Source organism: Prevotella illustrans (genome assembly GCF_017426725.1).
Lineage (GTDB): Bacteria > Bacteroidota > Bacteroidia > Bacteroidales > Bacteroidaceae > Prevotella > Prevotella illustrans.
On record NZ_JAERMS010000001.1, the window covers coordinates 73,538 to 86,873 of the forward strand.

At 54.3% G+C, this 13,336-nt stretch carries 9 protein-coding genes; all 9 read left to right on the plus strand.

From position 1 onward, the window contains the following. The first annotated feature begins 65 nt into the window (after positions 1 to 65). Positions 66 to 3,110 carry a golvesin C-terminal-like domain-containing protein gene (locus tag JHU38_RS00260; protein WP_232369781.1) on the plus strand — a complete coding sequence of 1,015 codons (3,045 nt, stop codon included), beginning with the start codon at positions 66 to 68 and terminating at the stop codon, positions 3,108 to 3,110. A 65-nt stretch (positions 3,111 to 3,175) separates the two neighbouring features. Then, positions 3,176 to 5,068: an outer membrane protein assembly factor BamB family protein gene (locus tag JHU38_RS00265; RefSeq protein ID WP_107581577.1), complete on the plus strand. Its 1,893-nt coding sequence runs from the start codon at positions 3,176 to 3,178 to the stop codon at positions 5,066 to 5,068. Positions 5,069 to 5,081: 13 nt separating this feature from the next. Beyond that, positions 5,082 to 6,554 (plus strand): glycosyltransferase family 2 protein, encoded by a 1,473-nt coding sequence (locus JHU38_RS00270; RefSeq protein WP_107581576.1) that lies wholly within the window; start codon positions 5,082 to 5,084, stop codon positions 6,552 to 6,554. A 34-nt stretch (positions 6,555 to 6,588) separates the two neighbouring features. Further along, on the plus strand, positions 6,589 to 7,917 hold the full coding sequence (locus JHU38_RS00275; protein WP_107581575.1) for an MFS transporter: 1,329 nt from the start codon (positions 6,589 to 6,591) through the stop codon (positions 7,915 to 7,917). Positions 7,918 to 7,927: 10 nt separating this feature from the next. Next, positions 7,928 to 9,154: an exo-beta-N-acetylmuramidase NamZ family protein gene (locus JHU38_RS00280; RefSeq protein ID WP_107581574.1), complete on the plus strand. Its 1,227-nt coding sequence runs from the start codon at positions 7,928 to 7,930 to the stop codon at positions 9,152 to 9,154. 5 nt (positions 9,155 to 9,159) lie between these two features. Beyond that, positions 9,160 to 10,311, plus strand: coding sequence for an acyltransferase family protein (locus JHU38_RS00285; RefSeq protein ID WP_107581573.1), 1,152 nt, complete (start codon positions 9,160 to 9,162; stop codon positions 10,309 to 10,311). Continuing rightward, positions 10,308 to 11,153: a BadF/BadG/BcrA/BcrD ATPase family protein gene (locus JHU38_RS00290; protein WP_107581572.1), complete on the plus strand. Its 846-nt coding sequence runs from the start codon at positions 10,308 to 10,310 to the stop codon at positions 11,151 to 11,153. The genes JHU38_RS00285 and JHU38_RS00290 overlap by 4 nt, the downstream gene beginning before the upstream one ends. A 3-nt stretch (positions 11,154 to 11,156) precedes the next feature. Continuing rightward, the gene (gene murQ, locus JHU38_RS00295) at positions 11,157 to 11,969 is read left to right on the plus strand and encodes an N-acetylmuramic acid 6-phosphate etherase (protein WP_107581571.1); all 813 of its coding nucleotides are present in this window, start codon (positions 11,157 to 11,159) and stop codon (positions 11,967 to 11,969) included. Positions 11,970 to 11,972: 3 nt separating this feature from the next. Continuing rightward, positions 11,973 to 13,175 (plus strand): CobW family GTP-binding protein, encoded by a 1,203-nt coding sequence (locus JHU38_RS00300; protein WP_107581570.1) that lies wholly within the window; start codon positions 11,973 to 11,975, stop codon positions 13,173 to 13,175. The last annotated feature ends 161 nt before the right edge of the window (positions 13,176 to 13,336 follow it).

Below are 13,336 nucleotides of genomic sequence, written 5' to 3' on the forward strand. Positions count from 1 at the left end.
AATCGCTTGCATCATCCACTACCGGGACCTGTACACGCAGGCCCCGGTAGTTTAGTATATTTGTTATGAAAAGACTTTTTACCTTATCCCTGGGGCTGGGGCTGTCCTTTTGCACGACAGCCCTCGGGCAAGGGACGGACGCCGTCGAACGCGTTCTGAACCAATTCACCGCCGGCATCAACACCGGTCGCGTAAGCGTGGACTCCATCAAGGCCGACAGCGGCCGAACCCTCGTCTACGCGAGCACCAACTTCTCATACGTTTCCTTCAACCGAGCCAAATGCGACGCCATCATCAGCCGCGTTAAGGCCGTCCTGCCCGCCAATAACGCCGACAACGAGGTGCATGTCATCACGGGTGGCGTAGACATCCGCGACCTGATTCCCCGCTATCTGCGGCCGAAAGCCGACAAACCGGCCGTCTTCACGCAGGACAAGACGGTGCCGTTGGTGCGCAACCTGAGCCGTCCCTACACCCCGACGCGAGGACTTGAGGGCCGACATATCGCCATGTGGCAGAGCCATGGCCTCTACTTCGAGCCGGGACGGCAACGCTGGCAGTGGCAACGGGGGCGCATGTTCCAGACCGTCGAGGACAAGTACACGCAACAGTATGTGCTGCCCTACCTCATCCCCATGCTCGAAAAGGCGGGCGCCTACGTGCTGACACCCCGCGAACGCGACACCAATCCCCATGAAGTAATCGTCGACAACGATGGCCAACTGGCCTCATCGCCCTACACGGAGACCGACGGCGACAAGCCTTGGACGACCGGCGACGGCCCCGGCTTCGCCTACATGCGGCAGGAATACAAGGAGTTTGAGAATCCTTTCCACGACGGAACCTACCGCATGGCGGAGACGACGACCAACAGCGGGCGTGCCGGCGAAATCAAGTGGAGTCCCCGGATAGCCGTCAGCCGCCCCTACGCGGTCTACGTGGCCTATCAGTCGCTGCCCAACAGCACCACACAGGCACTCTACACCGTGCGTCACAAGGGCGGCAGCACTCGCTTCTCGGTCAACCAGCAGATGGGTGGCGGCACGTGGATCTACCTCGGCACCTTCGACTTTGACGCGGGAACGCGGGGCTGTGTCACGCTCACCAACTATTCAAAAGAGAAAGGAACCGTCGTGACGGCCGACGCCGTGCGCTTCGGTGGCGGCATGGGCAACATCGCCCGACGGGCCGATGGCGACAGTATCGCCTACAACGGAAAGACCGACCGCCAGTCGGGTTACCATCCCCGCAACGCCTGGCAGCCCCGAATGGACTACCCATACGAGACCAGCGGCTATCCCCGCTACCTGGAAGGAGCACGCTACTACATGCAGTGGGCCGGCATTCCCGACAGCGTTTACTCGCCTTCACACGGCAAGGACGACTACCGCGACGACTACAAGAACCGCGGGCCATGGGTCAACTACCTATTGGGAGGCACCAAAGCCTGGCCCGAAGGCAAGGGGCTCCGCATTCCCATCGACCTCTCCTTCGCCTTCCACAGCGACGCCGGCACGGTCTATGGCGATTCCATCATCGGCACCTTGGGCATTTACATGGTCAACCGCTACGGCGGCAAGTTCGCAGACGGCACCAGCCGGCAGATCAACCACGACCTTTGCGACCTCGTCCAGTCGCAGATCGTGAACGACATCCGCACACTCTACGAACCCAAATGGACGCGCCGCGGCATGTGGAACCAGTCTTATTTCGAAGCATGGACGCCCCGTGTGCCGGCCATGTTGCTCGAACTGCTCTCGCATGAGAACTTCGCCGACATGCGCTACGGGGCCGACCCGCGCTTCCAGTTCACCGTTTCGCGCGCCATCTACAAGGGCATGCTCCGCTTCCTGTCCGACAACTACGGCACCGACTATGTGGTTCAGCCGCTGCCTGTCAAGGATTTTGCGCTCCAACTGGCCAAGGGCGACAAGGTGCTGCTCACGTGGCAACCGGTCGACGACCCGCTGGAAGCGACGGCCAAGGCCGAGAAATACATCGTCTACACGCGTCAGGGCGACGGCGATTGGGACAATGGCGTGGTGGTGAAGAAGCCGCAACACACAGTCACGATAGCCCCCGACCAGGTGGTGAGCTTCAAGGTGTGCGCCCTGAACAAGGGCGGCGAGAGCTTCCCGTCCGAAATATTGAGCGCGGGCATAGCCTCTGCGGCCACGGCCAAGCCCGTCCTGGTGATCAACGGCTTCGACCGCATCAGCGCGCCCGACGACTTCCGCAGTGCCGACGACGAGCAGGCGGGCTTCCTGGCCGACGACGACAACGGCGTGCCCTATCGGGAAATGATTTCCTACACGGGCAAGATGAAAGAGTTCAGGCGGGCCATCCCCTGGACGGACGATGACGCTTCGGGCTACGGCGACAGCCAGAGCAACTACGAACGGATTGTGGTGAAGGGCAATACTTTCGACTACCCTGCGCTCCACGGGCGGTCTCTCCTGAAGGCAGGCTACAGCTTTGTGTCGGCCGGTCGTGACGCGGCCCTCGCCCTCCGGCTCTTCGACAGCGAACGTTTCTGTGCCGTCGACCTCATCCTGGGCAAGAACAAGCAGACCAAGATGGGCCGTATCGGGGCTGTAAAGGGACTCGACTTCAAGACCTTCCCCAAACCGTTGCAGCAAGCCATCACGACCTATTGCCAGGCAGGAGGCCGCATCTTCGTCTCCGGTTCCTACGTGGCTACCGACCTTTGGCAGAACCCCATCGCCAAGGCCGACAAGGAAGACATCGCCTTCGCACGTAAAATACTGAAATACCAGTGGCGCAACGACAAGGCGTCGACCGAGGGTGAGATTACGACCGTGGTGTCGCCGCTGACCGACAAGCGGCTGCGGATGGAATATTTCAACCGCCCCAACGAGCAATCTTACGTCGTAGAGTCGCCCGACGCCATCGCCCCGGCCGACCCCTGCGCCTACACGGCCTTCCGCTATCCCGAAAACAACAAGAGCGCGGGCGTCGTCTTCGGCGGCAACGAGACCGACCGATGGCGCACGGTGGTGCTCGGCTTCCCCTTCGAAGCGGTGAAGGGAGAGGCGCAACGCGATGAGTTGATGAAGATGGTGATGGAGTATTTGAGGAATAAAGAGTAGAAAATGCGCACGAATCACGTTATTTTAATATCTTTGCATCATGATATAGGAAAGGTAAAACAAAGATGAAGCATTTCATAACGAAACCTAAACAATGGTATCTACAAGCCGCCATCCTGTGGGCGCTTCTCCGCGTCTGCGTATCGGCACAGGCCGGTGAACCTTTCCGCTTTGCCCTCCTCACCGACATCCACATCGACATCAATGCTCCGGGGCCCACACAAGACCTCCGCAACTCGGTCGACCAAATCAACGCGTCGGACTCCATCGACTTCATCCTCGTCACCGGAGACATCGCCGACAAAGGAGACGGGGCCTCGCTGCGGCTGGCCAAGCAGGAACTCGACCGGCTGCAACGCCCCTACTACATTGTCCAAGGCAACCACGACCAGAAGTGGAGCGAGAGCGGATGTATGGATTTCAAGCGGATTTTCGGCTATGAACGTTTCAAGTTCGAGCACCGCGGCTACCTGTTCCTGGGCTTCCCGAGCGGCCCGCTCATGCGCATGGCCCTGGGACACGTGGCTCCCGAAGACATCGAATGGCTGAAAGAGGAGCTGAGGCACAACGGATTCGACAAGCCCGTGTTCCTTGTGAGCCACATGCCCATGCTCCCTGAAGACGTCGACAATTGTTTTGATGTGACAGATGCTGTGCGATCCTTTCCCGTTCAGGCCTTTCTGAACGGCCATTACCATCGCAACCGATTTGAGACATACGATGGAATACCGGGCTTTGTCAACATCACCAACCTCAGACAGAAAGGCCGTACGGCCGGACAATATAACGAATACGACGTAACGGCGGACTCGCTTATCGCTTATACGCATCCCGTTGGTTTGCCCCGTTATCGCTGGGCCGCTATCGCTCTTGGTCAACGACTTGGCCCGGCTGCAGCAGCCACGTCGCCTTTGCGTCCTGATTTCAGCGTCAACGAAGCCTATCCCATGGTGAAAGAAACGTGGCAGGTCGCTCTTCGAGCCGGTATCTATTCATCACCGGCTATTGACAAGCAACGAATTGTGGTGGCCGACAACCTCGGACGCATCACTTGCTTTGGCCATCAAGGCCGGCAACGCTGGCAATATACCACCGGTGCCCGCATCATTGGTACGCCCGCAATCGGCCGTGGTGTCGTGGTGGCTGGTTCGGCCGATGGTTTTATTTATGGACTTGATGCCCGTCAGGGTACCTTACGATGGAAAGTGCGGACGCAAAGACCCGTTGTGAGTGCCGTAACGATCCGTGGCGGTATAGCTTACGTGGGCAGTGGTGACCATATTTTCCGTGCTATCCGCGTCAAAGATGGCACAATCCTTTGGAGCCGACAGGGCATTCGGGGCTACGTAGAAACACGACCGCTGGTCAATCGGCGCATGGTTGTCTTCGGCGACTGGGCCAATACTGTATACGCGCTGCGCCGTAAAGACGGAAACCCATTGTGGGAGTGGACCACCGGACGACAAAATATGCACTATTCGCCAGCCGGTGTGTGGCCCGTTGAGGCTCATCAGAAAGTGTTCGTGGTCGATCCACGTCGCGTACTGACTGCCATCGACGCTCGCGATGGTCACGAAATCTACGCCACCAAGCAGAGTGTGGTGCGCGAATCCATTGGTATTTCAAAAGACCGGAAACGTATTTATGCCAAGACCATGCGTGATAGTGTAGTCTGTTATTCTGCTTTGGACAATCATCCACGACAACTATGGGCCTGCCATGTAGGCTTTGGTTACGAACATGCCACCGTCATGCTACCCGAAAAAGACGGAGTGGTATTCTCTTCCACCAAGAATGGCTTGATTTTCGCCATCGAAGCGAAGACCGGACGCTTGCTATGGAAGCATAAAGTGAGCAACACGCTCGTCAACACGGTGGTTCCTTTAAGCCGCAACATTGTGCTCTATACAGACGAAGACGGCTTTTTAGGAAAACTTTCAATCAACAATAATCACTAACAATATAACAATCATGAAGAAAATGGTAGATTGCTTCCTCCCCATGGCGGGCCAGGAAGAGTTAAAAAAAAACCTTGAAGGCCTGAAAGGGCAAGATATCGTAAATCGCATCATTATCCTACAGTCCGGTGAACCGGTAGCCGTAGAAGGTGTTGACGGCGTTCTGACCATCGATACGCTGAAGAGCAGCGACACGATGTGTAAGGTGGCTGAGGCTGCTGAGGCTCCTTTCACCTTATTATATATGAAGGAGCAATATATGGAAATCGGTCTTTACGCGCTCGAACGTATGACCGGCATTGCTCAATGCACCCATGCCGGCATGGTATATGCCGACCATTACAAAATATCTGCAGAGGGAATCCGCTCGGAATCACCCGTTATCGACTACCAGAAAGGTAGTTTGCGCGACGACTTCGACTTCGGTTCGGTACTCTTTTTCCGCACCGACGCTCTCAAGGCAGCAGCCGGTAAGATGACTTCTCACTATCAGGCAGCCGGCTTCTATGACCTCCGACTGAAGCTATCACAATGCGAAGAGCTTGTTCATATCAACGAAAACCTCTACAGCGAGGTGGAACTCGACAACCGCAAAACAGGAGAAAAGCTTTTCGACTACGTGGATCCACGCAACCGCGCCTCACAAATTGAGATGGAACAGGCCTGCACCGAGCATCTGAAGGAAATCGGTGGTTACCTCGCTCCTAAGTTTGAGCCCGTTGATTTCAATCAAGAAGCCTTTGAATATGAGGCAACCATCATGATTCCCGTGCGCAATCGCATCCGCACAATCCGTGATGCCATCGACAGCGCGTTGAGCCAAAAGACTAATTTTAAGTACAATGTATTCGTTGTTGAGAATGGTCCTGAATTCCATTCTACCGACGGTACCACCGAAGCCATTGAGGAATACAAGAGTGATGAGCGACTGATACACCTCATTCCGACCCGTCGCGACATCGGTGTTGGTGGTGCTTGGAACATGGCTACCCACCATCCTAAGTGCGGTCGCTTCATCGTTCAGCTCGACAGCGATGATGTATATTCTGACGAAAACACGCTTCAGAAGTTTGTAGACGCCTTCCATGAGCAGCAATGCGCTATGGTTATCGGCTCTTATATGCTGACAGATATTGATAAGAACATGCTTCCGCCGGGCAAAATCGACCACCGCGAGTGGACTCCCGACAACGGTCGCAACAATGCTTTGCGTATCAACGGACTCGGTGCGCCACGCGGTTTCTTCACACCGGTGATACGGACAGTCAACCTTCCCAATGTAAACTATGGCGAAGACTATGCTTTGGGCCTGGCCATTTCACGTCATTACCAGATTGGTCGCATCTATGATGTGCTCTATTGCTGCCGTCGTTGGGACGACAACTCTGATGCCGCGCTCAGCATTGAGAAGGAAAATCGCAACAATACGTATAAGGATCGTGTCCGTACATGGGAATTGCAGGCCCGCATTGCCATGAATAAATAAGGATTATTCGTTGTCAACAATACGCTAAAAATCAATGAAAAGCAACATAAAATCTCCATGGCTGTGGGTGCCCACGCTGTATTTTGCCGAGGGTGTGCCCTATTTTGTCGTGAATAACATCTCTGTTATGATGTTCACAAAGATGGGTGTACCCAACGGCGATATGGCTTTCTTCACGACACTGCTGTATTTTCCGTGGCTGCTCAAGGGTATTTGGAGCCCCTTGGTCGACGTAATCAGAACCAAACGCTGGTGGATTGTCTGCATGCAGATGATTATGACCGCGTTCCTTGTTCTGCTGACAGTCACGCTGCCTAACCCTTCGCCAGAGCTTATTGACAGCGGACAGACGCCAATCAGCATGTTTACGCTGACCTTAGTACTGTTTATCATCGCCGCTTTCGCCTCGGCCACGCACGATATTGCGGCCGACGGTTACTACATGCTGGCCCATAATCCAAGCAGTCAGGCCGCTTTCATCGGCATCCGCAGTACTTTCTACCGCATCGCCTCTGTTTTCGGTCAGGGTGTATTGGTCTTTATCGCCGGCAGTATCGAGAACGATACCGGCAATATACCCTATTCGTGGAAGATTACGCTGGGCGTGAGCGCGGTCGTTTGCTTCCTTATTACGCTTTATCACACCTTTTTCCTTCCTCATTCGGCCGAAGACAAACCGCGCGTTGCTGATACTGTCGACGACAAGGAAGCCGCCGACCTAAAGCGAAAGGAACTGATCAACTCGTTTGTCACGTTCCTTAAGAAGCCCCATGTGCTCTGGGCAATTGCCTTTATGTTGCTCTATCGTTTGCCCGAAGGATTCCTTATCAAGATGTGTCAACCGTTCCTCGTTCACAGCACAGACAGCGGTGGACTGGGCTTAAGCACCGATATGGTCGGTCTCGTCTATGGAACCTTTGGCGTGATGGCCTTGTTGGGCGGTGGTATTGTGGGTGGAATCTTCGCCTCACGCGTTGGTTTGAAGCGGTCGTTGTGGATTATGGCAGCCTGCATGACGCTTCCCTGTATCACTTTCGTTTATCTGGCCATCTACCAACCCGCAGATCTCACCGTCATCAGCGTGGCCGTCTGCATCGAACAGTTCGGTTATGGCTTCGGCTTCACAGCCTATATGCTCTATATGATGTACTTCTCCGAAGGCGAATTCAAGACCTCTCACTACGCCATCTGTACTGCTTTCATGGCCTTGAGCATGATGCTTCCGGGCTTTATAGCAGGTTATATTCAAGAAGCCATTGGTTATGTGAACTTCTTCTGGATGGTAATGCTCTGCTGTGTGGCCACCATTGGCGTGACGTTTGTCATCCGAAAGCAGATAGACGAGAACTACGGACGCAAATAATTTACGAACAATGAAGAGATTACTATTCATCTGTTGTGCCCTGTGGCTTGCCTTCGGTAGCGCGTCGGCACAGAAAGTGAAGACCGGCATAGGGGTTTTGAAAAAGCAGAACTTCAAAATCCTGGAGGGCTTGCGGGTCGGTCTGGTCACCAATCCTACGGGAGTAGACAATGACTTGCGGTCGGATGTCGACATTCTGCATGCTGCCAAGAACGTAAAGTTGGTGGCTTTGTTTGGCCCTGAGCATGGTGTGCGAGGCAATGTGCATGCCGGTGACGCGGTGGCTAACGACTCCGACCCGGCTACGGGATTGCCCGTTTATTCGCTCTATGGCAAATATCGCACGCCTTCTGACGAGATGTTGAAGAATATCGACGTACTCGTCTACGACATTCAGGACATCGGTTGCCGCTCGTTCACTTATATCAGCACCTTGGCCAACATCATGAAAGCCGCTGCCCGCAACCATATCAAAGTGGTAGTGCTCGACCGTCCCAATCCATTGGGAGGCAAAAAGGTGGAAGGTTGCATCACGGAAGACGACTGCATTTCGTTTGTCAGCCAGTTCAAAGTGCCATACATTTATGGTCTGACGCCCGGCGAACTCGCCCGATTGCTGAACGACGAAGGCCTGTTGGGCGAGAAATGCGACTTGGAAGTAGTGAAAATGAAAGGCTGGAAACGCTCGATGACCTACGGCGACACCGGTCTGAAGTGGGTACTTTCGTCACCCCACATCCCCGAAGCGTCGTCGGCACCGTTCTATACCGTGTCGGGCATCGTGGGCGAACTTGATAGTATCAACATCGGTGTAGGCTATACGATTCCTTTCCAGACCTTCGCGGCACCTTGGATCAAAGCTACCGAGCTGGCCGATCGCATGAACGCGCTGCGACTGCCGGGCTATACCTTCCGCCCCATCTATTACTCGCCCTTCTACAGCAAGTATAAAGGACGCCAATTGCAGGGCGTTCAGGTGCATTTCACCAATTATCGTAAAGCTCGTCTGTGTGATGTGCAGTTCTACATCTTACAGGAGCTTTACAAACTCTATCCCAATCACGACATCCTGAAGCAAGCCGGACAGCGTGCCGGCATGTTCGACAAGGTGTGCGGAAGCAAGAAAATACGTGAACTTTTCTTGCGTCGCCATCGTTGGAAAGACGTAAAAGCCTATTGGGACAAGGATGCCGACAAGTTTAAAAAGCTATCCCGACAGTATTACCTTTACAAATAAGCATCATGACTGAAGTGAAAAGCAGCCGCATTCAGGCCATTGATATCCTGCGTGGCATGACCATTGCCGGCATGATATTGGTCAACAATCCCGGCGGCGAACCCGTTTATACGCCTCTGGAGCATGCCGAATGGTTTGGATTGACACCCACCGACCTCGTTTTTCCGTTCTTTATGTTCATCATGGGTATCACGACCTACCTTTCATTGCGCAAGTTCAACTTTGAATGGTCATGGCTCTGTGCCCGCAAAATCCTGAAAAGAGCCGTCCTGCTCTATTTCATCGGCATTGCCGTCAGTTGGCTCATGAAGTTTTGTTATGGCATGGTCAGTGCCGATAATGCCTCACTTCCTCTCCTCGAACGGATGCTGGTGTCGGCCAACAGCTTTGCCGAGATTCGATTGGTAGGCGTCTTTCCGCGCCTCGCAATCTGCTACGGACTGGCCGCTTGCATCGCGCTCAGCCTGAAACATAAGTATATTCCATGGCTCATTGCCTTCATTTTTATTGGCTATTTCATTATTTTGGAAACAGGCAATGGCTGGGCACACGATGCCACCAACATCCTTGCGGTGTTCGATAGCAGCATTGTCGGGCAGCAACACCTCTACAAATGGGACACCCCCGACCCCGAAGGCCTGCTCAGTACGCTGCCCTCGCTGGCTCATGTGCTTATCGGCTTCTGCGTGGGACGCGTTCTCACCAATCTGAAGAATCTCAACGACAAAATCGAGCGCCTCTTTATCATCGGTGCCTTGCTCACCTTCGCGGGCTTCCTGCTCAGCTATGGCTGCCCCATCAGTAAGAAACTATGGACGCCGACCTTTGCCATGGTGACGTGCGGACTGGGTTCCACGCTGCTGGCATTGCTCTCTTGGCTCATCGATAAACGTCGGTATCAAGGCAATTTTAGCCGTTTCTTCATGACCTTTGGTGTCAATCCGTTAGCACTCTACATTTTAGCCGACCTTGTTCTCATCCCGTTATCCATCATTCCCATAGCCGGACAAACGTTGCAACGTCGTATGTTCAATGACGTTATGCAGCCCCTCGTCGGCACGCAGGCTGCTTCGTTGGCATGGGCGCTGCTCTTCGTAATCATCGTATGGGGCTTCGGCTGTTATCTTTATAAGAAAAAAATCTTTATCAAACTATGATATTATTAGCAGATAGTGGGTCTACCAAAACCGATTGGTGTGTGGTAGACAACGGTCAGGCCGTTCTGACCATCAAGACAAAAGGCACAAATCCCTTCTTCCAGACCGAAGAAGAAATCGCGCAGGAAATCAATAGCGCGCTCGTTCCCGAACTTCCATCGACCGACATCGAAGACGTATTCTTCTATGGTGCCGGTTGCACGCCCGAAAAGCTGCCTATTCTGGAGGCCGCACTCCGAAAGCACCTCCACATCACGGGTCGGTGCGAGGTAGCCACCGACATGTTGGCGGCAGCCCGCAGCCTTTGTGGCCACCGACCGGGCATTGCCTGCATCCTCGGCACGGGCAGTAACTCTTGTGCTTACGACGGAGAGAAGATTATCAAGAACGTTTCTCCGCTCGGATTTATTCTTGGAGACGAAGGCAGTGGTGCTGTTTTGGGCAAGACATTGGTGGGCGACGTGCTCAAGAACCAGTTGCCGCAAGACATCGTAAAGGCTTTCCACGACGAGTATCAGCTGACCAATGCCGACATCATCGACCGTGTTTACCGCCAGAAACTGCCCAACCGCTTCCTCGCCGGCTTTGTACCTTTCCTCGCGAAGCATATCGACAACGCGGCTGTTCGCCAGTTGGTGGTCGATGGTTTCCGCCGTTTCCTCGTGCGCAATGTCAAGCAATACGACCATTGGAATCAGCTACTCATCGGCTTTAACGGCTCCATTGCCTACTACTTCAGGCAACCGCTCGAAGAAGCGCTCAAGGCTGAAGGCATGACATTGGGCAAAATCATCCAAGCTCCCATGGAAGGGCTCATCGCTTATCACACCAATCAGGAGTAAGCTATGGCATTCGTCAAAATATCGGAGCAGCCGTCGCTCTACGACGACCTCGAAAAGAAAAGCGTTCACGACCTTCTGGTCGACATCAATCGTGAAGACCAGAAGGTGGCCCTGGCCGTAGAGCAGGCCATTCCACAGATAGAGAAACTCGTAACGCTACTCGTGCCGCGCATGAAAAAGGGCGGACGCATCTTCTATATGGGTGCCGGCACGAGCGGAAGACTGGGCGTTCTCGACGCGTCAGAGATTCCGCCGACCTTCGGAGTGCCCCCAACCCACATCATCGGACTCATCGCCGGCGGCGACACCGCGCTGCGCAACGCCGTCGAAAACGCTGAAGACGACGAGCAACGGGGCTGGCAGGAACTGCAGGAGCACCACATCAACGAGCACGACGCCGTTATCGGTATCGCCGCTTCGGGCACAACGCCCTATGTTATCGGCGCGCTGCGCGAGGCACGGGCCCACGGCATCCTCACCGGTTGCATTACCAGCAACCCCGATAGTCCCATGGCTGCCGAAGCCGACGTACCCATCGAGATGATTGTAGGCCCCGAATTTGTTACCGGCAGCAGCCGTATGAAATCGGGAACGGGCCAGAAAATGATTCTCAACATGATTTCTACATCAGTCATGATACAACTGGGACGCGTCAAAGGCAATCGCATGGTCAACATGCAACTCACCAACAAGAAGCTCATCGACCGAGGCACACGCATGATTGTAGACGAACTGGGACTCGACTATGAACACGCCAAACGGCTGTTGCTGATGCATGGCTCGGTCAAGAAAGCAATAGAAAACAGTAAAGGATAATCCATGACAAAGAAAGAACTGCCTGTCTTGCTGCTCACCGGCTATCTCGGAAGCGGCAAGACCACACTACTCAATCGTATTCTCACCAACGAGCGCGGCATTAAATTTGCCGTCATCGTGAATGATATCGGCGAAGTCAACATCGACGCGGACCTCATCGAGAAGGGCGGCGTTGTGGGACAGAAAGACGAAAGCCTCGTGGCTTTGCAGAACGGCTGCATCTGTTGCACGCTCAAGATGGATCTCGTAGAACAGATTCACGACATCACGACCATGCAGAAGTTTGACTATATCGTCATCGAAGCCAGCGGAATATGCGAACCCGCGCCCATCGCGCAAACCATTTCCAGCATTCCGACGCTCGGGCCGAAATACATCAAGGACGGTATTGTGCGCCTCGACTGCATCACGACCGTTGTAGACGCGCTCCGCATGCGCGATGAATTTGGTAGCGGCGACCAACTCGTGCGCGATCATATCGACGAGGAAGACATCGAAAACCTTGTCATTCAGCAAATAGAGTTCTGCAACATCATCCTGTTGAACAAGGCTTCGGAAGTGACGCCCGACGAACTGGCCCGCATCCGACACATCATCCGTGCCATCCAGCCCAAGGCCGAAATCATCGAGTGCAACTATGGCGACGTCGAACTGACCAAACTGCTCGACACCCACCTCTTCGACTTCGAGGCTACGGCTACTTCAGCCGCCTGGATAGACCACATTGAGCATCACCACGACGAGGAACACCACCACGATGAGCATGATGAAGACGAACATGAGCACCACCATGGCCACCATCACCACCACCATCATCACGACGAAGGTGAGGCCGAGGAATACGGTATCGGCACGTTCGTCTACTATCGCCGCCGTCCGTTCGACCTGGCGTGGTTCGACGACTTCGTAGCCCGTAAGTTTCCCAAGAACGTTATCCGCTGTAAGGGTATCTGCTGGTTCAAGGGCGAGCCCGACACCTGCTACGTCTTCGAGCAAGCCGGCAAACAAATCGGCCTGCGCAATGCCGGCCTGTGGTATGCCACCATGCCCGAAAAGGAACTCGAAGCGCTCAAAACCGTGCAAGCCGGACTGCGCCGCGACTGGGACGAACAGTATGGCGACCGGATGCAAAAGCTCGTTTTCATCGGACAGAAGCTCGACAAGGAGGCCATCACTGCCGAACTCGACAAATGTCTGCTCGACTAAACCAAGCTATAATCCCATACGGACAGATATCTTGATAGATGTCTGTCCGTATGGTTATATACCGGTATAGGAGCGTGATTTATGATGTTTCGCACGGCGAAACAGGCATGAATTTGCCATGAAAATTTCGTACAAACCGCTCATTTATTTTGCGTCAGGAT

What these genes read in the sequence shown, in the direction of transcription:
- JHU38_RS00285 (WP_107581573.1), top strand. Translation starts at nt 9,160, where the DNA reads ATGACTGAAGTGAAAAGCAGCCGCATTCAGGCCATTGATATCCTGCGT.
- JHU38_RS00275 (WP_107581575.1), top strand. Translation starts at nt 6,589, where the DNA reads ATGAAAAGCAACATAAAATCTCCATGGCTGTGGGTGCCCACGCTGTAT.
- murQ (WP_107581571.1), top strand. Translation starts at nt 11,157, where the DNA reads ATGGCATTCGTCAAAATATCGGAGCAGCCGTCGCTCTACGACGACCTC.
- JHU38_RS00280 (WP_107581574.1), top strand. Translation starts at nt 7,928, where the DNA reads ATGAAGAGATTACTATTCATCTGTTGTGCCCTGTGGCTTGCCTTCGGT.
- JHU38_RS00300 (WP_107581570.1), top strand. Translation starts at nt 11,973, where the DNA reads ATGACAAAGAAAGAACTGCCTGTCTTGCTGCTCACCGGCTATCTCGGA.
- JHU38_RS00290 (WP_107581572.1), top strand. Translation starts at nt 10,308, where the DNA reads ATGATATTATTAGCAGATAGTGGGTCTACCAAAACCGATTGGTGTGTG.
- JHU38_RS00265 (WP_107581577.1), top strand. Translation starts at nt 3,176, where the DNA reads ATGAAGCATTTCATAACGAAACCTAAACAATGGTATCTACAAGCCGCC.
- JHU38_RS00260 (WP_232369781.1), top strand. Translation starts at nt 66, where the DNA reads ATGAAAAGACTTTTTACCTTATCCCTGGGGCTGGGGCTGTCCTTTTGC.
- JHU38_RS00270 (WP_107581576.1), top strand. Translation starts at nt 5,082, where the DNA reads ATGAAGAAAATGGTAGATTGCTTCCTCCCCATGGCGGGCCAGGAAGAG.